Annotated in this window: 18 protein-coding genes, 1 tRNA gene and 1 other RNA gene; 7 read left to right on the forward strand and 13 right to left on the reverse strand. The window is 71.5% G+C overall.

What is annotated here, in order from left to right:
* The first annotated feature begins 68 nt into the window (after window positions 1-68).
* Together D7193_RS06565 and D7193_RS06570 are read left to right on the forward strand one after the other, a co-directional pair.
* Entirely contained in the window at window positions 69-1,049 is a 981-nt protein-coding gene (locus tag D7193_RS06565; protein ID WP_120778414.1) for an SLAC1 family transporter, read from the forward strand.
* An 87-nt stretch (window positions 1,050-1,136) separates the two neighbouring features.
* Window positions 1,137-1,811: a cytidylate kinase family protein gene (locus D7193_RS06570; protein WP_120778415.1), complete on the forward strand. Its 675-nt coding sequence runs from the start codon at window positions 1,137-1,139 to the stop codon at window positions 1,809-1,811.
* A gap of 194 nt (window positions 1,812-2,005) precedes the next feature.
* Here the strand turns inward: D7193_RS06570 and D7193_RS06575 are convergent.
* A tRNA-Ala gene (locus D7193_RS06575) sits at window positions 2,006-2,078 on the reverse strand.
* 99 nt (window positions 2,079-2,177) lie between these two features.
* Window positions 2,178-2,768: a YqgE/AlgH family protein gene (locus tag D7193_RS06580; RefSeq protein ID WP_120779302.1), complete on the reverse strand. Its 591-nt coding sequence runs from the start codon at window positions 2,766-2,768 to the stop codon at window positions 2,178-2,180.
* Between the two features lie 161 nt (window positions 2,769-2,929).
* On the opposite strand from D7193_RS06580, the gene D7193_RS06585 reads away from it, so the two are divergent.
* Together D7193_RS06585 and mdlC are read left to right on the forward strand one after the other, a co-directional pair.
* Entirely contained in the window at window positions 2,930-3,733 is an 804-nt protein-coding gene (locus D7193_RS06585) for an S-methyl-5'-thioadenosine phosphorylase (protein WP_120778416.1), read from the forward strand.
* A gap of 121 nt (window positions 3,734-3,854) precedes the next feature.
* Window positions 3,855-5,450, forward strand: a complete 1,596-nt coding sequence (mdlC, locus tag D7193_RS06590) for a benzoylformate decarboxylase (RefSeq protein WP_206611849.1) — start codon at window positions 3,855-3,857, stop codon at window positions 5,448-5,450.
* A 51-nt stretch (window positions 5,451-5,501) separates the two neighbouring features.
* Here mdlC and D7193_RS06595 read toward each other — a convergent pair whose 3' ends face one another.
* The 9 genes from D7193_RS06595 to pruA form a co-directional block, all read right to left on the reverse strand.
* On the reverse strand, window positions 5,502-6,476 hold the full coding sequence (locus D7193_RS06595; protein WP_120778418.1) for a hypothetical protein: 975 nt from the start codon (window positions 6,474-6,476) through the stop codon (window positions 5,502-5,504).
* A 53-nt stretch (window positions 6,477-6,529) separates the two neighbouring features.
* Window positions 6,530-7,003: a hemerythrin domain-containing protein gene (locus D7193_RS06600; protein ID WP_120778419.1), complete on the reverse strand. Its 474-nt coding sequence runs from the start codon at window positions 7,001-7,003 to the stop codon at window positions 6,530-6,532.
* 204 nt (window positions 7,004-7,207) lie between these two features.
* Window positions 7,208-7,583: a transfer-messenger RNA gene (ssrA, locus tag D7193_RS06605) on the reverse strand.
* A gap of 104 nt (window positions 7,584-7,687) precedes the next feature.
* A complete protein-coding gene (gene smpB, locus D7193_RS06610) occupies window positions 7,688-8,167 on the reverse strand; it encodes an SsrA-binding protein SmpB (protein WP_120779303.1) in 480 nt (159 codons plus the stop codon).
* A 150-nt stretch (window positions 8,168-8,317) separates the two neighbouring features.
* On the reverse strand, window positions 8,318-9,193 hold the full coding sequence (ftsX, locus tag D7193_RS06615; RefSeq protein WP_120778420.1) for a permease-like cell division protein FtsX: 876 nt from the start codon (window positions 9,191-9,193) through the stop codon (window positions 8,318-8,320).
* 71 nt (window positions 9,194-9,264) lie between these two features.
* Window positions 9,265-9,945, reverse strand: a complete 681-nt coding sequence (gene ftsE, locus D7193_RS06620) for a cell division ATP-binding protein FtsE (protein ID WP_091083937.1) — start codon at window positions 9,943-9,945, stop codon at window positions 9,265-9,267.
* A 118-nt stretch (window positions 9,946-10,063) separates the two neighbouring features.
* Window positions 10,064-11,185: a peptide chain release factor 2 gene (prfB, locus tag D7193_RS06625; RefSeq protein ID WP_120778421.1), complete on the reverse strand. Its 1,122-nt coding sequence runs from the start codon at window positions 11,183-11,185 to the stop codon at window positions 10,064-10,066.
* Window positions 11,186-11,261: 76 nt separating this feature from the next.
* Window positions 11,262-11,777 (reverse strand): PadR family transcriptional regulator, encoded by a 516-nt coding sequence (locus D7193_RS06630; RefSeq protein WP_120778422.1) that lies wholly within the window; start codon window positions 11,775-11,777, stop codon window positions 11,262-11,264.
* Between the two features lie 157 nt (window positions 11,778-11,934).
* Window positions 11,935-13,563 carry an L-glutamate gamma-semialdehyde dehydrogenase gene (gene pruA, locus D7193_RS06635; protein ID WP_120778423.1) on the reverse strand — a complete coding sequence of 543 codons (1,629 nt, stop codon included), beginning with the start codon at window positions 13,561-13,563 and terminating at the stop codon, window positions 11,935-11,937.
* 358 nt (window positions 13,564-13,921) lie between these two features.
* Here pruA and D7193_RS06640 point away from each other — a divergent pair, with 358 nt between their 5' ends.
* Complete coding sequence (locus D7193_RS06640; RefSeq protein WP_120778424.1) at window positions 13,922-15,130, forward strand: hypothetical protein; 1,209 nt, start codon at window positions 13,922-13,924, stop codon at window positions 15,128-15,130.
* A 47-nt stretch (window positions 15,131-15,177) separates the two neighbouring features.
* On the opposite strand, the gene D7193_RS06645 is transcribed toward D7193_RS06640, so the two are convergent.
* A complete protein-coding gene (locus tag D7193_RS06645; protein ID WP_120778425.1) occupies window positions 15,178-15,687 on the reverse strand; it encodes a DUF6912 family protein in 510 nt (169 codons plus the stop codon).
* Window positions 15,688-15,891: 204 nt separating this feature from the next.
* Here D7193_RS06645 and D7193_RS06650 point away from each other — a divergent pair, with 204 nt between their 5' ends.
* Both D7193_RS06650 and D7193_RS06655 read left to right on the forward strand, forming a co-directional pair.
* Window positions 15,892-16,119, forward strand: a complete 228-nt coding sequence (locus D7193_RS06650; RefSeq protein ID WP_120778426.1) for a helix-turn-helix domain-containing protein — start codon at window positions 15,892-15,894, stop codon at window positions 16,117-16,119.
* 105 nt (window positions 16,120-16,224) lie between these two features.
* Window positions 16,225-16,854: an Rv3235 family protein gene (locus tag D7193_RS06655; protein WP_120778427.1), complete on the forward strand. Its 630-nt coding sequence runs from the start codon at window positions 16,225-16,227 to the stop codon at window positions 16,852-16,854.
* Window positions 16,855-17,051: 197 nt separating this feature from the next.
* Here the strand turns inward: D7193_RS06655 and secA are convergent, their stop codons facing one another.
* Complete coding sequence (gene secA / locus D7193_RS06660) at window positions 17,052-19,973, reverse strand: preprotein translocase subunit SecA (RefSeq protein ID WP_120778428.1); 2,922 nt, start codon at window positions 19,971-19,973, stop codon at window positions 17,052-17,054.
* Between the last annotated feature and the right edge of the window lie 40 nt (window positions 19,974-20,013).

The raw sequence follows: 20,013 nt of genomic DNA on the forward strand, positions 1-20,013 counted from the left end.
GACCGAATCGATCGTGCGGCGGTCCGGGCACCGGTCAGGATGGAATCCCGAGCGCCGAGCCTCGGAGAATGAGGTGCCAGGTGGCCGCCGTCCGGATTCCGCCGAACTTCTTCGGCATCCCCTTCGGCCTCGCCGGCCTGGGCAACACCTGGATCGTGAGCGGACGCAACGGCACCGTGCCGACCTGGGTCGGCAACGGCCTGCTCGCGCTCGCGGCACTGACCTGGCTCGCCGTGCTGGTGGCCTACGCGGCGTACACCCTGCCGAAACCGAGAGCCCTCGTCGGCGACATGGTGGACCCGATCGCCGGCCCGTTCGTCTCACTCGCCGTGATCACCCCGACGCTGCTCGCCGCGCAGGGCGTCGTGCCGTACGCCCTCGGCGTCGGGCGGGTCCTCGTCGACGTGTTCCTGGTCCTCACCGTCGTCTACGGCGGTTGGATCACCGGGCAGTGGATCTACGGCCGGATCGACATCGACCAGATCAACCCCGGCTACTTCCTGCCCACGGTCGCCGGCGGGTTCATCGCCTCGATCGCCGCCTCCGCCGTCGGGCAGCGCACCCTGGCGGACATCATGCTCGGGCTCGGCCTCATCTGCTGGCTCGTCCTCGGCTCGCTGATCCTGAACCGCCTGTTCACCCGGCCGACGCTGCCGGCGACGCTCGTCCCGACCCTCGCGATCGAGGTGGCTCCCCCCGCCCTGGCCGGGCTCGCGCTCCTCGCCCGCAGCGGCGAGAGCATCGACGTCTGGGTGATGCTGGTCTTCGGGTACGGGCTGCTGCTGGTGCTCGCGCAGATCCGGCTGCTGCCGCTCTACCTGCGCCTCGGCTTCGGTCCGAGTTTCTGGTCGTTCACGTTCGCCTGGTCGGCGGTGGCCACGAGCGCGCTGCACTGGATCAGCGGCACCCAACCGCCCGGCCACCGCGTCTACACGTTCCTGGTGCTGGCGGCCATCTCGGCGCTGATCGGCGGCATCGCCGTACGGTCGGTCGTGGCCGTGACGCGCGGACGGTTCCTGCCACCGCCCGCCCCGCCAGCGGCGCCCTGACCCGAAGCCGGGGCGCGCGCGAAGAGCCCGGTGCGCATAAGGTCGGCTCGACATGGCGGCCTTCCGCGCAACGAGAACGGGTAGGACATGGACCACGGCACCCGCGACGAGCTGGTCGGCCGCCTGGCTGAGGCAGTCGGGTCCGTCACCGTGGCACATCCGACGCGGGTCGCCATCGACGGACCGCCGGCCGCAGGCAAGACGACGCTCGCCGACGAACTGGCCGTCGCCCTGCGCACCCGGGGCCGCGACGTCATCCGCGCGACGATCGACGACTTCCTGTTCCCACGGGCGCGGCGCTATCCGCGCGGCGAGTACTCGGCCGAAGGCTGCTACTTCGACGCCCACGACTACGACGCGCCGAACCGGGTCCTGCTCGATCCGCTCGGCCCGCGCGGAGATCGACGCTTCCAACACGCGGTGTACGACCGCACCGCGGATACGGTCCTGTCCCCGCCGGTCATCACCGCCCCCGCCGACGCCGTGCTGATCTTCGACGGCGTCTTCCTCATGCGCCCGGAACTGATTGAACGGTGGGATCTGCGCATCTTCGTGTCGACCGCGCTCGAGAAGACCGTGAATCGTGCCGTGATCCGGGAGCACCGGGTGTCATGTCGGGCCGACGTCGAGCGGCGCTGGCGGGAGCGTTACATCCCCTCCCAACAGCTCTACTTCACGACGGTCCGCCCGACCGATCACGCCGACATCGTCGTGCACAACGACGAGCCCCGGCAGCCGATCTGGGAGAGCCGGACACCCTGACCGCGTTCAGGTCGGCCGGGTTGATCGACTTCGGTTGCGTGTATGTCGCGGTGTCCGGGTGCGGTGGAGGCCGCGACTTCCAGGATGTCGAGTCGATCACCGGTCTCCCTGCGCCCGAGGGCTGCGGCCGGCGGGCGTGGCCGGGTATGACGAAGGGCGTCCGTCGTGTCCGACGAACGCCCTGATCGCAAAGGTGGAGCCGAGGGGACTCGAACCCCTGACCCCCACACTGCCAGTGTGGTGCGCTACCAGCTGCGCCACGGCCCCTTGCGGTTGTCCCGGTCGCCCGGGCACTGGCGAAACTATACACATGCCGGCCGGCGTGGTCACCTCGCGGGGTACCCCCGCGCCGCCCCCGAGCCGGCCTCAGTTGAGCGCCACGTCCGGCGGGAAGTGGGCCACGGCGGCCATCATGCCGCCCTGCCGGCGCAGCACCATCGGCCACAGGTCGTCGGGCCGGTCGACGAAGGCGTCACCGGGCAGCGCGTCGAGCACGAACCAGGACCCCTCCTCGATCTCCTGCTCCAGCTGCCCCGAGCCCCAGCCGGAGTAGCCGGCGAAGACCCGGATGCCGCCGATGCTCTCCCGCAGGCGCTCCGGGTCGACCGAGAGGTCGATGGTGCCGACGGCGCCGGACACCTGGTGGAAGCCCTTGAGCCGCTTCACGGGGTGGCGCATCCGGGCCAGGCAGATGGCCGAGTCGGGCTGCACCGGGCCGCCCTCGAAGAGCACGGCGGGGTGGCGGGCCAGGTCACTCCAGTCGCCGAGCACGTCGGCCACCGGCACCTCGGTGGCGCGGTTCAGCACCACGCCCAGCGCCCCGCCGGGCTCGTGCGCCACCAGCAGCACCACCGTACGGTCGAAGTTCGGGTCCTTCAGCGCCGGAGTCGCGACCAGCAACCGCCCCGTCATCGACTCCATGGCCCGCCCGCCGATCGCCTGGCCCTCTCCTTGCATCTCACCACCCGTCACCCGTGCACCGCGGTACCGGGACAGTCGCCCTCGGGATCGTCCGGTACCCGCGCCGTCAACGCCATGCCTGGCACCATAGCCTGCGGCTGCGGTCGTGGTTAAGGTCTGACCGGCGGTGATCGGGTGCGGAAGAGGGGGCGGCGGCGATGGGTCCGACGGCTGAACTCGCGGTGATCGGCGGCTCCGGTCTCTACGCCCTCCTCGACGGCGCCACCGAGCACGAGGTGGAGACCCCGTACGGGCCACCGTCGGACGTGGTGACGATCGCCGAGGTCGGCGGCCGGCGGGTGGCGTTCCTGCCCCGCCACGGTAGGGACCACCGGTACCCGCCGCACCTGATCCCGTACCGGGCCAACCTCTGGGCGCTGCGGTCGCTGGGCGTACGCCAGGTGCTGGCGCCGTGCGCCGTCGGCGGGCTGCGTCCGGACCTCGGCCCGGGCAGCGTCGTCGTGCCCGACCAGCTGATCGACCGCACGAGCGGCCGCGTGCAGACCTACTACGACCGGGGCGCGGTGCACGTGCCGTTCGCGGATCCCTACTGCCCTGACGGCCGCCGTACGCTGCTGGCCGCCGCGGCCGGTCGGGGGGTGCCGGCGGTCGACGGCGGCACGGTGGTGGTGGTCGAGGGTCCACGCTTCTCGACCCGCGCCGAGTCCCGCTGGTACGCCGCGGTCGGCGGCACTGTCGTCAACATGACCGGGCACCCGGAGGCCGTCCTCGCCCGCGAGTTGGCGCTCTGCTATTCCGCCGTGGCGCTCGTCACCGACCTGGACGCCGGCCTGACCGTCGGCGAGTCGGTCACCCAGGAGGAGGTGTTCCGGGTCTTCGCCGAGAACACCGACCGGCTGCGCGGCGTGCTGCTGGACGCGCTCGCCGCCCTGCCCACCGAACGGGACTGCGCCTGCGGTCACGCGCTGGACGGCATCCGGTTGCCGTTCACGCTGCCCTGAGGCGCTCGGCACACAGCAGCGAAACGCCCTAACTGCCCGGCCTGTCCCGATAGATTCGGGAGGTCGGGGGCCGCCACCTCCGGCGAGCCGCAGCACGCGCCGGACACGGAGGCAGGTGGCGATGGCAACGGTCCGGGACACGACGTACGACCTGCTGCGGGACCTCGGCATGACCACCGTCTTCGGCAACCCTGGCTCGACGGAGGAGCCGTTCCTCCAGGAGTTCCCGGCCGACTTCCACTACGTGCTGGCCCTGCACGAGGCGTCCGCGGTGGGGATCGCCGACGGGTACGCCCAGGCCACCGGCCGGCCCGCGCACGTGAACCTGCACACGGCCCCCGGCACCGGCAACGGCATGGGCAACCTGGTGACCGCCTGGCACAACAAGACCCCGCTCATCCTCACCGCCGGCCAGCAGAGCCGGGAGATGCTGCTGCTCGAACCCCGCCTGACCAGCCGCCGCGCCGCCGAACTCACCCAGCCGTACGTGAAGTGGGCGTACGAGCCGGTGCGCGCCCAGGACATCCCGGCCGCGCTGCTGCGGGCGTACGCCACCGCCGTGCAGCCGCCCTCCGGCCCGGTCTTCCTCTCGTTGCCGCTGGACGACTGGGCGCAGCCCGCCGACCCGCCACCACCCCTGCGCTCGGTGGCCACCCGGTACGCCCCCGACCCGGAGCAACTGGGCCACTTCGCGGCCGTACTGGCCGCCAGCCGCTCCCCCGCTCTGGTCTTCGGTGCGGCGGTGGACCGCGCCGACGGCTGGCCGCTCGCCGCGTCGCTGGCCGAGCGGTTGGCCGCACCCGCCTGGTCGGCCCCCGCACCGGAGCGCGCCGGGTTCCCCGAGGACCACCCGCACTTCCGTGGGGTGCTGCCGTTCGCCATCGGCCCGCTCGCCGAGGCCCTGCACGGGCACGACACGGTGCTCGTCGTCGGCGCTCCGGTCTTCCGCTACTACCCGTACGTCCCGGGCGCCTACCTGCCCGACGGCGCCCGGCTGCTGCACGTCACCGACGACCCGGACGAGGCCGCCCGGGCGCCCGTCGGCGACAGCCTGCTCGCCGACCCCGGGCTGGCCCTGGCGGCCCTCATCGACCTGCTGCCCGCCACGGACCGGACGCCGCCCGAGCCCCGCCCGGCGCCCACACCGCCGGAGATCACCCGGCCGCTCAGCGCCGACGCGCTCTTCGCCTCCCTGGCCCACCACTGGCCCGACGGCGGGGTGCTGGTCCAGGAAACCCCGTCCAATCTGCCCGCGCTGCGCCGCCAGCTGCGGATCACCCGGCCCTCGTCGTACTTCACGATGGCGAGCGGCGGCCTGGGGTACGGGCTGCCGGCCGCGGTGGGTGTCGCGCTGGCCGAGCGGGACACGGGGCGCGGCCGGCCGGTCGTCGCGGTGATCGGTGACGGCTCCTTCCACTACTCGGTGCAGGCACTCTGGACCGCCGCGCGGTTGCGGCTGCCGCTGGCCGTCGTGGTGCCCGTGAACCAGCAGTACGCGATCCTCAAGGCGTTCGCCGAGCTCAAGGAGACGCCCGGCGTGCCCGGGCTGGACCTGCCCGGCCTCGACATCACGGCGGTCGCCGCCGGGTACGGGTGCGCGACCGCCGTGGTGGAGACCCCGGAGGAACTCGGCGACGCGCTCGCCACCGCGCTGCGCCGGGACGGGCCGACCGTCCTACCGGTACCGATCACCACCGACCTGCCACGGATCATCTGACGCCGCGGATGCCACCCGGCGCACGCCCTCCGGCTCGCCGGCGCGCCGATTTCAGCGCGGAGCGATCCGCAGCGGCGTGCCGGTGAGCACGTCCAGCACCGGCCGGGCACCCAGTGGCGCCTTCAGCGTGACGGTGACCGGTTCGAGCTTCAGTTGCTCGGTGCAGACGTCCGCGCTCGTCGTGACCAGGCCGCCCACCACGACCGCGCCGTCGTGCTCCTGCACGATCGGCGTGATCTCCGTGTCGCAGGCGCCAACCCCCAGGCGGTACGTGAGGCGTACGCCGTCGACCGACTCGATGTCCTGCGCGCCGACGAACCCGGTGGGGGCCGGTCGGGAGGGCGCGCTGGGCTCGGGCACGGCGCCGACCGCCTCGGGGGCGACCGCCAGTCGGGCAACCGGGCTCCGCAGCTCGTCCACCGTGAACAGCCACGCGGGCACCTGCGCCTCGCCCCGGCTCGTGAGCACGGACGCGGTGCCGAGCCGCACGCCGGTGACCGTGAGCGGCGTACAGGTGGACTGCGGCGCGCTGGTCGCCCACCCGTCCGGTCCCGGCTCGATGGTGGGCCCGTCCTTCGGCAGCGGCGGCACCTGCGGCCGCCCCTCGCACACCGGCGGGTCGCCCTGGTCCAGTTGCCGGTACGCCTCGGCGGCGCTGACCAGCGGGACCGTCAGCGTGCCGTCCGGGAAGCGGATGGCGCCGTCGGCCGGCCGCTCGCCGGGAAGGGCGATCTGGTCCCGGTACCAGCCGGCCCGGAAGGCGGTCTCGGTGTCCGGGGTGAAACCCGGGTCGCCGGTGAGCAGGGTCGGCCCCTCCAGCGGCACGTACCCGCCGGTCCACGCGGGCCCCGGCCGCCACGCCTCGGCCACCTCCGCGGCCCGCTGGTGGAACGCCTCCGAACGGTGGTCCACGCTGGTGCTGCCCACGGGGCCGGTCGGGGCGACGGCGGGCTCGGAGCCGGCGGGTGCGCACCCGGCGGCCAGCATCAGCAGGGGCAGACCCAGCAGGACGGCTGATCGACGCATGCCCGGTTCGACGGGCCGCCCGGCCGGCCGGTTCCCGGTGCGGCCCGTCCTCGTCAGGTCTCGCCGCCGAGGTCCGTCTGGTACGCCTGCCAGAGCAGGTCGGCGCCGCGCTGCCGGTGCCGGGAGAACGTCCGCAGCAGATGCTCGGCCAGGCCGCGCAGTTCGTCCGCCGACACGCCGGGCACCTCCGCGGCGTGCTGGAGGGCGGTGAGCACCCCGGCGATCGCCGCGTGTTCCCGGGTGAGCAGGCGCACCCCGCGGTCCAGCCGGGGTGCCTGCGCGAGGAGTTCGGCGTAGAGGCCGCCGGGTCCCTCGGTGACCCGCACATGGTCGGCGAAGTCCTCGCGGACCGGCACCAGGCGGGTCAGCACCTGCTCCCGCCAGCGCGGCGCGCCGGGCGGTACGGCCAGTGCCCGGGCGAGGCCGTGCAGGTCGCCGAGGAGGGTGGCGTGGTGCGGCCGGCGACCGGCGGGCGGCCGGGGCGCCCAGGTGACGGCTGACGGTTGCCGGATCGGTTGGGTGACCATCGGGCACCTCCCGCGCTGCGTCTGAGGCGTACGCCGATGGTGAACCTGTCGTGGCCGCCTGTCCAGAGGCCCGGGTCGCCTCATCCGTCCCGTGGGCACCATCGTTCTCGCAGGTCACATCGGTTACAGGGTACGGCCGGGGCCCGCGGGGCCCCGGAGACGACCGTGCGCCCCGGTCCGGGTGGACCGGGGCGCACAGCCTGGTGGTGGAGGTGCCGGGAATCGAACCCGGGTCCTTCGCCGCCTTGTCAGGGCTTCTCCGAGCGCAGCTCGCTGTGCCTCTACTCGGCCCCTCCGATCACGCGAGCGAGTCGGTGTGACGGGCCCAGTCGCTGATTGATCTCGCCGCACGGACCCCGCGACCGGGTCCGATTGGCCAGCCTCCTAGCTGATGCCGGCTAGCTGGGTCGAAGGCACTCCCAGGCCGACAGACTTGCTACTCGCCTCAGGCGGCGAGAGCGAAGTCAGCGCGATTGTTCTTGGCGCTTATTGGTTTCCGACGACCGATTCACGAGACGACGTCGGCTTCCTCGGCTCGCTTCCCCTGCCGCAACGCACGAAGTCGAAACCAGTCACCCCCTCGACAGGCTGCCGGTTCGGCAGCACCGTCTAGCCTAACGCCTGCCGCAACGGGTTTCATCCCGAGCCCCGGCCCGGCACGCCGACCCGGACGAAGCAGACAGATCAGTCATCCATGCCCTTGCCGCGCCGACCCGAGACCCGGGCGATCTCCCGGTCCGCGTCCCGCTTGGCGAGGTCCTGCCGCTTGTCGTACGACTTCTTACCCTTGGCCAGGCCGATCTCCACCTTGGCCCAGCCGTCGGAGAAGTAGACCTGCAACGGCACCAGGGTCAGACCGGCCTCGCGGGTCTTGCCGATCAGCCGGTCGATCTCCAGCCGCTTGAGCAGCAGCTTGCGCGTACGCCGCGGCTCGTGGTTGGTCCACGTGCCCTGCACGTACTCCGGGATGTGCATGCCGTGCAGGTAGAGCTCGCCGTTGCGCTCCTGCGCGAACGCGTCGACCAGTGAGGCACGCCCGGCCCGCAGCGACTTGACCTCGGTGCCGGTCAGCGCCATGCCCGCCTCGTACGTGTCGAGGATGGCGTAGTCGTGCCGCGCCTTGCGGTTGGAGGCGACGACCTTACGTCCCTTTTCCCGTGGCATCGGCGCCACCTCCCTTCGGTTCGTGCCGGCGGCCGGGCGACCCGGCCGGACGGCGGAGATCATGCTACCGGAATCACAAGGGCCCTCCCGCGCCGTTTATTCCGGCGCGGGAGGGCCCTGGCGACGATGCCCGGACGACCCGTACGGCGACTAGACCCGCAGGTAGAAGCGGAGCGTCACCCAGGCGGTGACGGCGCTGACCAGCCCGCCGACGACAGCCATGAACGGGAAGACGAAGAGGATGTCACCCCAGCTGACCGGCGAGAGCAGACCCTGCAGCGCCTCCAGTGATCCGTCGAAGAGCAGATACTTCGCCAGGATCAGGGCGACCAGGCCCAGCAACGCGCCGATCAGACCGGCGACCACCGCCTCCAGCACGAACGGCGCCTGGATGAACCAGTTGGACGCGCCGACCAGCTTCATGACCGCGACCTCACGCCGCTTGCTGTACGCGGCCACCTGGATGGTGTTCGCGACCAGCAACAGGGCGGCGATGGCCATCACGATCGCGGCCGCGAGCGCGATGTTCTGGATCGCCGTGAGGATGTCGAAGATCTTGTCGAGCAGACGACTCTGGTCAACGATCTCGTCGACCCCCTCGGTGTCCTTGTACTGGTCGTAGATGTCCTTGTACTGCTCCGGGTTGTTCAGCTTGATCCGGAACGACTCGGGCAGCTGGTCCGGCTTCACGGCGTTCACCAGGTCCGGCGCGTCCTGGTACATCTCCTTGAAGCGCTTGTACGCCTCGTCCTTGTTGACGTACAGGACCTCCTTCACCAGGGGGTCGCTCTTCAACTTGGCGTCCAGGTCGGTGCGCTGCTGCTCGGACACCTCCTGGGTCAGGAAGATCGACACCTGGATGTTCTTGTAGTAGAGGTCCTTCATGTCGTCGACCTGGCGGTACATGAGACCGCTGGCGCCGAGCATGGTCAGGGAGACCGCCATCGTGATGATCATCGCGATGGTCATGGTCACATTGCGCCACAGTCCGACCAGTACCTCGGACAGGACGTACTTCATCCGCATCGGGAATTCCTCCGGGTCTCCGGCATGAGGTGTTCGTCGTCAGGTCGTACGGCAGGGGTGGGAGGGTCGGCTCACCCGTAGACGCCGCGGGCCTGGTCACGCACGATGCGGCCGCTCTCGATCTCGATGACCCGGCGGCGCATCTGGTTCACGATGTTGGAGTCGTGCGTGACCATCACGACGGTCGTGCCGGTGCGGTTGATCCGGTCCAGCAGACGCATGATCTCGATCGAGGTGTCCGGGTCGAGGTTTCCGGTCGGCTCGTCGGCGAGCAGGATGAGCGGACGGTTCACGAACGCCCGCGCGACCGCGACCCGCTGCTGCTCACCACCGGAGAGCTCGTGCGGGTAACGGTGCTCCTTGCCGCCGAGGCCGACCAACTCGAGCACCTCGGGCACGACGCGGCGGGCGACCGCCTTCGTCTTGCCGATGACCTCGAGGGCGAACGCGACGTTCTCGTACGCGGTGCGGTTCGGCAGCAGCCGGAAGTCCTGGAACACGCAGCCGATGGAGCGCCGGAAGTGTGGTCGCTTCCAGGACCGCATCGACGTGACGTCCTTGCCGTTCACCACGACGCGGCCCTTGTTGGGGCTGACCTCGTGCAGCAGCATCTTGATGATGGTGGACTTGCCGGAGCCAGATGGACCGATGAAGAAGACGAACTCGCCCTTCTCGATCGAGACGGACACGTTGTCGAGCGAAGGCCGGGACGCCTTCGGGTACGTCTTCGTCACTTGCTCAAGCTGAATCACGGGTGGTGAGTCTACGCGGTGTAACCGGAGAGCCAAGCCCCACGCCCCGCCGATGCGGAGCGCGTCATCGATTTAGCCGGTTGTGCGGAGATCGACGACGCGCAGCGCCCACGGGCCGTCACGCATTGTCGCCGGCAAGCTCCCGCTGCTTACGCCAACGGATTCCGGCCTCGATGAAGTCGTCCAGATCGCCGTCGAAGACCGCGCTCGGATTGCCGGTCTCCTGCTCGGTTCGGAGATCCTTCACCATCTGATACGGGTGCAGGACGTACGAGCGCATCTGGTCGCCCCACGAGCCGGCCGCCTCGGTCTTGAGGCCCTGCAGCTTCGCCTGCTCCTCCTGGCGCTTGCGCTCCAGCAGCCGGGCCTGGAGCACCCGCAGCGCGGACGCCTTGTTCTGCAGCTGGGACTTCTCGTTCTGGCAGGTCACCACGATCCCGGTGGGAATGTGCGTGATCCGCACGGCCGAGTCGGTGGTGTTGACGCTCTGCCCACCGGGGCCCGAGGAGCGGTAGACGTCGATCCGCATCTCGTTCTCGGGGATGTCGATGTGGTCGGTCTGCTCCACGACCGGCAGCACCTCGACGCCCGCGAAGCTGGTCTGCCGACGACCCTGGTTGTCGAACGGGCTGATCCGGACCAGCCGGTGGGTGCCCGACTCGACACTGAGCGTGCCGTAGGCGTAGGGGACCTTGACCGTGAAGGTCGCCGACTTGAGGCCCGCCTCCTCGGCGTACGAGGTCTCGTAGACCTCGGTCGGGTAGCCGTGCCGCTCCGCCCAGCGCAGGTACATCCGCAGCAGCATCTCGGCGAAGTCCGCGGCGTCCACACCGCCGGCGCCGGCGCGGATCGCGACCAGGGCCTCCCGGGAGTCGTACTCGCCGGAGAGGAGGGTGCGCACCTCCATCTCCTGGATGGCCTTGGTCAGCCCGGTGATCTCGCCCTCCACCTCGGCGAGCACGCCGGGGTCGGACTCCGCCTCGGCCAGCTCCAGCAGCACCTGCGCGTCGTCGAGACGGGAGCGCAGGCTGGAGAGCTTGCTGATCTCGCCGTTGACGTACGACAGCCGGGAGGTCACCTCCTGCGCCTTGGCCTGGTCGTCCCAGAGATCCGGTGCGGAGGCCTCCTGCTCCAGCCGGGCCTTGTCCTCCCGCAGCCGGTCGAGATCGAGGACAGCCTCGATGTTGCGCAGGGTGGCGTCGAGTTCCTTGAGCTGTTCGGCGATGTCGGCAGCGGTCACGACAGACAAGCGTACTGCGACGGCGGACCCGTGGGCCTGCGAGCCCCGCGGTCCGGCGAAAAGATCCGGCCGGGGGTCACCCGACGGGGGCGGTCTTCAGCCAGGACAGCGCCGCCTTGTGGTAGGCGACGGCGAACTCCAGGGCGCTCGCGTCGTACGTCTCGCCGTCCCGCTTCGCGTTCTTGACCTGCTCGCGGACCTGGGCCAGCGCCTCGGTGTGGTACTCGTTGGCCTGGGCGTAGAGGTTCTTGAGCTGGCTCGCCGAGTGCAGGTTGCCGAAGGCCATCCGCAGGGCGATCGGGTTGCGGATCGTGTCGCGCCCGGGGTTTTCGGCCAACCACCTCGAGAATGTCCGTTTCCCGGCGGCAGTGATCGCGTACGGCTGACTCAACCGCGGCCCCGGCTTGCCGAGCCGCACCAGACCCCGTTCGGCCAGCACCGGCAACTCGCGGTAGACCTGGCTGCGGGTCATCGACCAGTACGGCGCCAGACGGCGCTCAGCGGCGGCCATCAGCTGACCGCCTGTCATCGGCCCCTCGTGCAGCAGCCCGAGGAGGGCCGCCGCAGTGGGGTTGACTCCGGAATCCGCCATGGGCATTACGCTGCCACTTTGCCGACGCGACGTCCAGGATTTGGCGGTTTGCCACCCGACAGGACTTCCAATGTGCACTGTCGGCGGACGACAGTCCGTTGAGGCGCCGACGTCGAGGGGCCTCCTGCCCGGCAGGAGGCCCCTCGACGGACGGCGGTCAGGCCATGTGCGGGTAGGTGTGGTCGGTCGGCGGGACGAACGTCTCCTTGATCGTCCGCGGCGACATCCAGCGGACCAGGTTGTGCCAGGAGCCCGCCTTGTCGTTCGTGCCGCTGGCCCGGGCGCCGCCGAACGGCTGCTGCCCGACCACGGCACCGGTCGGCTTGTCGTTGATGTAGAAGTTGCCGGCCGCGTACCGCATCGTCTCCGCCACCCGGTCGACCACCTGGCGGTCGGTCGCGAAGATCGACCCGGTGAGCGCGTACGGCGCGATCGCCTCGGCCTGCGCCACCACCTCGTCGAAGCGGGCGTCGTCGAAGACGTGCACGCCGAGGATCGGGCCGAAGTACTCGGTGGTGAACGTCTCGTGTGCGGCGTCCGTGCACTCGAAGAGGGTCGGCCGCACGAAGTAGCCGACCGAGTCGTCGGCGGTGCCGCCGGCGAGGATCCGGCAGGTGTCGTCGCCGGAGATCAGCTCCAGCGCGGCGGTGTGCCGGGCGAACGCCTTGTCGTCGATCACGGCGCCGCCGAAGTTGGCGAAGTCGGTGACGTCCCCGTACGCCAGGGAGTCGGCGGTGGCGGCCAGCCGGTCGCGCAGCCCGCCCTCCCAGATCGACCGCGGGATGTACGCCCGGGAGGCCGCCGAGCACTTCTGGCCCTGGTACTCGTACGCGCCCCGGATCAGCGCCGTGTGCAGCGCGTCCACGTCGGCGCTGGTGTGCGCCACCACGAAGTCCTTGCCGCCGGTCTCCCCGACCAGTCGCGGGTAGCCGCGGTAGCGGGCGATGTTCTCGCCCACCGTGCGCCACAGGTGCTGGAACACCTTCGTGGACCCGGTGAAGTGGATGCCGGCCAGGTCCGGGTCGCTCAGGGCCACGTCGGAGACCTCCTCGCCGCGCCCGGTGACCATGTTGATCACGCCGGGCGGGAGGCCGGCCGCCTCGAAGAGCCGCATGGTGAAGTGCGCGGCGAACTGCTGGGTCGGGCCCGGCTTCCAGACCACGGTGTTGCCGAGCAGGGCCGGCGCCGAGGGCAGGTTGCCGGCGATCGCCGTGAAGTTGAACGGGGTGACCGCGTAGACGAAGCCCTCCAGCGGCCGGTGGTCGAACCGGTTCCAGGTGCCGGCCGACGAGAGCGGCTGCTCGGCGAGGAGCTTGCGCGCGAAGTAGACGTTGTAGCGGAGGAAGTCGATGAACTCGCACGCCGCGTCGATCTCCGCCTGCACCACGGTCTTCGACTGGCCGAGCATGGTGGCCGCGTTCAGCGTGTCCCGCCACGGGCCGGAGAGCAGCTCGGCGGCACGCAGGAAGATCGCGGCCCGCTCCTCGAACGGCAGCGCCCGCCACATCGGGGCGGCGTCCTTCGCGGCCTTGACCGCCGCGCGGGCGTCGTCGTGGGTGGCGTGGCCCGTGACACCGAGCACGTGGGCGTGCTTGTGCGGCTGCACCACGTTGATCGGCTCGCCGCCGGCCATCCGCTGTTCGCCGGCGATGGTCATCGGCAGGTCGATCCGCTCGGCGGCCAGCTCGGTGAGCCGCCGCTGGAGCCGCTCCCGGTCGGCGCTACCCGGCTCGTAGGTGCGTACCGGCTCGTTGCGCGGCTCGGGTACGGAGAACACGGCGTCCATGAAGGCTCCTGGCGATCTCGACAGCGGTGGCGGAACCGGACCCGCGGGCACCGACCGGACGGCCGGACGCCGCACGCCACCCGGGATGACCGGCCACGGCGGCGGGACCTGGCGCGATTCTCCCACGCGCCGGTGATCGGCCGGCTCCCCCGTCGGTGCCCTGTGACGCGCGTCCGGTGCGCGTGCTCCCGGTGATCGACTCGCTCCCCGTAGCCGCGGCCGGCGACCGGCGCGTCGGCGTGGTGGGCGGGGTCCGCGACCGGCCCCTTCGACGCGCGCCCCGGCGGCGCGGAGCACCGGGAACGGTGGCGGCTACCCTGGGTGGTCGGTGACCTGCCGACCCCGCGAAGGGAAGACGATGACCAAGCAGCCCGGCGGCCCCGACGCCGCGGAGCCGGACCAGCCCGCGGGCGGCGACACCGCTACGACCACCGCCACCGAGCCCGCCGCAGCGGACGGCGTGGCCCCGGCCAGCGCTGGCGTGGCGGCCGGCTCGAAGGCCGAGGGCGTGATGGCCGAGGGTTCGGCGGCCTCCGGCTCGGCTGCCGGCGGTCCGGTCGTCGACGACACGGCGGGAGACGCCGACGCGGGCGACGACGACGCGGACGGGCCCGACCCGTCCGACGTGCCGGCGGGTACGTCCGTGCCCGGCGTCACCGTGCTCGCACTGCTGTCCCTGGCCTGGCTCGCCGCGATGCTCTGGTCCACCCGGGAGGCGATCCACTCGGCCGAGGTGGGCATCACCGCGATCAGCCTCTCCGCCTTCGCGCTGCCCGGCGTGATCTCGGCGGCGCTGGTGGCCGGCACCGCGTTCGCGCTCTTCGGCGTCGACCTGCTGGGGTCCCGGGTCAGAGACCGCGCGACCCTGCGCTTCCTCGCAGCCACCGGCACCGGCCTGCTGATCGGGCTCGCCGCCGCCGTGGCCGTCAACCTCACCTACGCCGACACCGCCACCACCAACGTCATCGCCGGCACCACGGTCGCCGCCGCGATCATCGGAGGCGCGGTGGCCGGGGCACGCTCCGCGCCGGTGGTCGGTGCCGTGGTCGCCTCGGCGCTGGGCGTACTGATCTTCGTGGTCGCCTTCAGCCGGGCCCGCGACCCGCTCTTCGACCTCTTCGGCGCCGGCGACACGCAGGAGTCCCTGGTGAACGCCGCCAAGTGGGTGTCCCGCACCGAGTCGCTGCTCGCCGGGCTGGTGGCCGGCCTGCTGGCCTTCGCCTACCTGACCTGGGCCCGCCGCCGCGCCGCCCGCCGGAACCCGGCCGCGCCCGCGCTCCGGTGGCCCGCGTACCTGCTCGCCGGCGCCGGTCCCGGCCTGTTCCTGCTGCTCACCGAAGTGATCATCCGGGTCGGCGGGCACTCGCTGCTCGACCTGGCCGGCGCGCTCAGCGAGGCGGACTCGGTGGCCCAGACGATGCTCGGCACCTCGCGGGTGGACAACGGCATCTGGGTGCTCTTCGTGGGGGCGCTGAGCACGCTCATCGCGTTCGGCCGCACCCTCGGGCCGAGCGCCCAGGACGACGAGCCGGCCGACGAGGAGGTCTCGGCGGGCGTCGCCCGCTGAGCTGCCTCGGTGCGGGCGTTACCCGCTGAGCCGCCTCCGTGCGGGCGTCAGGAGACCGTGCGCAGCAGCACGTCCAGCTCGGTGACGTCGTACCACTCCAGTTCGTGGTCCTCGGCGCCGTCGACCGTGAACTGGGCGTCCGGGTCCCCGGCGAGGGCCTCGGCCACCACCTCGGCGGCGGCGGCCACGTCCTCGACCGCCTCGGCACCGTCCACGTGGATCGCCGCGACGGCGCTCATCGGCACCGGACCGGCCAGCGCGAGCACGCTGGACCCGAGTTCGCTGTCGGAGCGGCCGACGGCACGGGCGGGCAGGTCGGCGGAGACCACCACCCGGCGGCGGGGAGCGGCGGGATCCGCCCGGAGCAGCTGCAACGCGTCCTGGGCGGCGCGCGTGAAGGCGACGTACTCCAGTTCCTCCTCGTCGCCCTCGGCGTACCACTCGCGCAGCGCGGGAGTGACCGCGTGCGCCTGGGCGGCGGTGAGCCCGTGCTCGCGCAGCCGGGCCAGCATGGGAACGGTCGCCGGGACGTACACCCGGACAAGCTCGTCGGTCACCGGTCGTCTCCCCGCTCAGGTCCTCCACCGGCGGTCGCCGGCCCGGGCGCCGATCATGCCGTACGCCGTGACCGTCATACACCTCGCGTCCGGCCGGTGGAAGTTCCCTGCCGGTGTGTCCGGTCCGCCGGCCCGGCCGGGTGCTGGGGTCTGGCGGCCGCCGGTGGCAAACTGAGGCAACCGCACCCGACCGAGGGAGTTCCCGTGGAGCCGAGGTTCCTGCTCCTCTCCGACGTGGCCACCGAGCTGAACGTGTCGGATTCGCAGGTCTACCACATGGTCCGCAGCGGTGAACTGCCCGCGATCAAGATCGGTGGGCGCGGGCAGTGGCGCGTGGAGCGCGCCCGGCTGGAGGAGTACATCCAGCGCAAGTACGAGGAGACAGCCGACTGGGTGCGGGGCAACCCGTTGACGGATCGGGACGCGGAGTAGCCCGCCCCTTGCCGTGAGCCATTGACCGGCGGCTCTGTCATGCTCGAAAATCGGAGGTGGTCGAAGGCAAACGAAAGCAAACGCAGGGGTTCGGGGAGGAATCCGATGACCGATGTCCGCCGCCCGGGGCCGTCCCGGCCCCCCATCCGTCTCCGGCCCGCCCCGCCGCTCGACCCTCCGTACGCCGACGAGGGCGCCGACTGGCCGCCGCCGACGCACGGTCAACTGGCCCTCGACCTCTTCGGATCATCCCGCCCGGACGCGGGGCGCCCGCCCGACCGGCGAGCCGGGTTGCGGCCGGCGCCCACCCGCCCGGGGCGCGACCGGGGCGCACCGCTGCCAGCCGCCGCGCTGGTGACCGCCACCCCGGAGGCCGTGCGCGCCGCCCACCGGTTCGTCGGCACCTGCGTGGAGGTGCTCAACGGCTACCGCCCGCCGGGGCAGCTCCGGCCCCTGCTCGACCCCGGCCGGGCACACGAACTGCTGCCCGAACTGGCCCGGGCGCGCCTGCACCAGCAGCGCGACGACGGCCGGGGCGGGCCCCCGCGCCGCCGACCGGGGCGCACGGCCCGGGCGACCGTACGACTGCGGCGGTTGCGGGCCGGGGAGCCGCGGGCCGGCGCGGTCGAGGTGGCGGCGGTTCTCACCGGGGCGTCCGGGCGCAGCTGGGCGCTGGCCCTCCGCCTGGAACACCGCCGCGGGCGCTGGCTCTGCACCGCCCTGCACGTCCTCTGACGCAGGCCGCCGCTTGATCCACTCGACTTCCGGGAAGTCGCGGTGTTCCCGCCGGCCGAGCCCGCGAATCGGGCTGCACCCCCGCCAGAACGCCGATGTGGCGGTGTCCCGGGTCTCAGGACACCGCCACATCGGCGAAACGGAGTCGATCAGGCCAGGCCCGAGAGCGGGCCGGGTCGGATCGGGTCGGCGGACGGTCAGGCGCCGCCGTTGGGGGCGCCGTGGCACCGCTTGTACTTGCGGCCGGAGCCGCACGGGCAGGGCGCGTTGCGGGACGGGCCGTTGCTGCTCTCGGTCTGGCCGGTCGGCGCACGCCGGGCCGAGCTGCCCGCGACGGCCGGGCCGGTCATCCCGCTGGCCGGGCGCTGCGGCGCCGTGGGCGCGTGCGTGCCCGGCGCGGCCGGGGTGGCCTTCTGGGCCCGCCCGACGCCGAGTGCCGGAGCCTGCTGCTCGGCCTGCTCGACGGCGATCCCACCGGCGCCGGCCTCACCGTCGATGGTGGGCGCTGAGTACTGGAAGCCCTGCTGCTGCGGGGTCCGGTTGAGGCCCTTGGCACGCAGCTCGACCGGCTTGTCCAGCAGCTTGACCTCTTCGGCCTCCTCGGGCTCCGGCTCGGCGACCTGGACCTCCAGGTTGTAGAGGAAGCCGACCGTCTCCTCCTTGATGCCGTCCATCATGGTGGCGAACATGTCGAAGCCCTCGCGCTGGTACTCGACCACCGGGTCGCGCTGGGCGTACGCCCGGAGGCTGATGCCCTCCTGGAGGTAGTCCATCTCGTAGAGGTGCTCGCGCCACTTCCGGTCGATCACCTGGAGCAGGACCATCCGCTCGAGCTGCCGCACGGCCTCCTCGCCGAGCTGCTCCTCGCGCCGGTCGTACGCGGCGTGCGCGTCCTCCTTGAGGCGGGCGACCAGGAAGTCGGCGTCCATGCTGGCGCGCGAGCCGGTCTCCTCCTCCAGCTCCTCGATCGTGATCCCGACCGGGTAGAGCTGCTTGAGGCTGGACCACAGCTGCTCGAGGTCCCACTCCTCGCCGTAGCCCTCGGAGGTGGCGCCCCGCACGTACGCCTCGACCACGTCGTCGATCATGTTGCGGACCTGCTCGGAGAGGTCCTCGCCGTTGAGCACCCGCAGCCGCTCGGCGTAGATCACCTGGCGCTGCTTGTTGAGCACCTCGTCGTACTTGAGCACGTTCTTGCGGATCTCGGCGTTCTGGCCCTCGATCTGGGCCTGCGCGCTCTTGATCTGGCGGGTGACCATCTTCGACTCGATGGGCACGTCCTCCGGGATGTTGAACCGCTCCATGACCGCCTCGACGGCGCCCGCCCGGAAGCGGCGCATCAGCTCGTCCTGGAGGGAGAGGTAGAAGCGGGACTCGCCCGGGTCACCCTGCCGGCCGGCGCGACCGCGCAGCTGGTTGTCGATCCGGCGCGACTCGTGCCGCTCGGTGCCGAGCACGTACAGACCGCCGGCGGCGGCCACCTCCTCCGCCTCGGCGTCGCAGGCCTGCTTCCACTTGGGCAGGACCTCCTCCATCGCCTTGGCGTACTCCTCCTCGTTCTCCATCGGGTCGAGACCGCGCTGGCGCAGCTCGTTCGCGGCGAGGAACTCGGGGTTGCCGCCGAGCAGGATGTCCGTACCACGGCCGGCCATGTTGGTGGCCACGGTGACCGCGCCCTTGCGCCCGGCCTGGGCGACGATCTCCGCCTCACGGGCGTGGAACTTCGCGTTCAGCACCGAGTGCGGGATGCCGCGGCGGCGCAGCAGCTGGGACAGGATCTCCGAGTTCTCCACGGAGACGGTGCCGACCAGCACCGGCTGGCCCTGCTCGTGCCGCTCGGCGATGTCCTCCACCACGGCGTTGAACTTGGCCTTCTCGGTCTTGTAGATCACGTCGGGCCGGTCTTCCCGGACCATCGGCCGGTGGGTCGGGATGGTGACGACGCCGACCTTGTAGACCTTGTTGAACTCGCCCGCCTCGGTCTGGGCGGTACCGGTCATGCCCGCCAGCTTCTCGTAGAGGCGGAAGTAGTTCTGGAGGGTGATGGTGGCAAGCGTCTGGTTCTCCTGCTTGATCTCCACCCCCTCCTTGGCCTCGATCGCCTGGTGCATGCCCTCGTTGTAGCGGCGCCCGTGCAGGATGCGGCCCGTGAACTCGTCGACGATCAGGACCTCGCCCTCGTTGACGATGTAGTCCTTGTCGCGCTTGTAGAGCTCCTTGGCCTTGATCGCGTTGTTCAGGTAGCCGACCAGCGGAGTGTTCACCGACTCGTAGAGGTTGTCGATGCCGAGCCGGTCCTCGACCTTGGCCACGCCCCGCTCGGTGACGGCGATCGTCCGCTTGGCGTAGTCGACCTCGTAGTCACCCTCGCCGTCCTTGCCGGCCTGGAGCCGGGCGACCACGGCGGCGAACTCCTGGTACCAGCGGGCCGAGTGCTCGGCCGGGCCGGAGATGATCAGCGGCGTCCGGGCCTCGTCGATGAGGATCGAGTCGACCTCGTCGACCACCGCGAAGAAGTGACCGCGCTGGACCAGCTCCTCCTTCGACCACGCCATGTTGTCGCGCAGGTAGTCGAAGCCGAACTCGTTGTTGGTGCCGTAGGTGATGTCGCACTCGTACGCGGCCCGGTGCTCGTCGGCCGGCCGGTTGGGCAGCACCACGCCGACGGTGAGGCCGAGGAACTCGTGCACCCGGCCCATCCAGGCGGCGTCGCGCTGGGCCAGGTAGTCGTTGACCGTGACCACGTGCACGCCCTTGCCGGCGAGCGCGTTCAGGTAGACGGGCATGACCGAGGTCAGGGTCTTGCCCTCACCGGTCTTCATCTCGGCGATGTTGCCGAAGTGCAGCGCCGCGCCGCCCATCACCTGGACGTCGTACGGGCGCTGGCCGAGCACCCGGGCGGCCGCCTCACGGCACACCGCGAACGCCTCCGGCAGCAGGTCGTCGAGGGTCTCGCCGTCCTCCAGCCGTTCCCTGAACTGCTCGGTCATCGCGCGCAGTTCGGCGTCGGTGAGGTTGACGTAGTCGTCCTCGATCGAGTTGACGGCAGCCGCGATGGCCTTGAGCCGACGCACCATACGGCCCTCGCCTGCGCGGAGGACCCTTTCCAGAATCGACACGGATCTACGCTCCCCTAGACGGTCTCGAACCATCGTAGGC

Source organism: Micromonospora costi (assembly GCF_003626655.1).
Taxonomy (GTDB): Bacteria; Actinomycetota; Actinomycetes; order Mycobacteriales; family Micromonosporaceae; genus Micromonospora; species Micromonospora costi.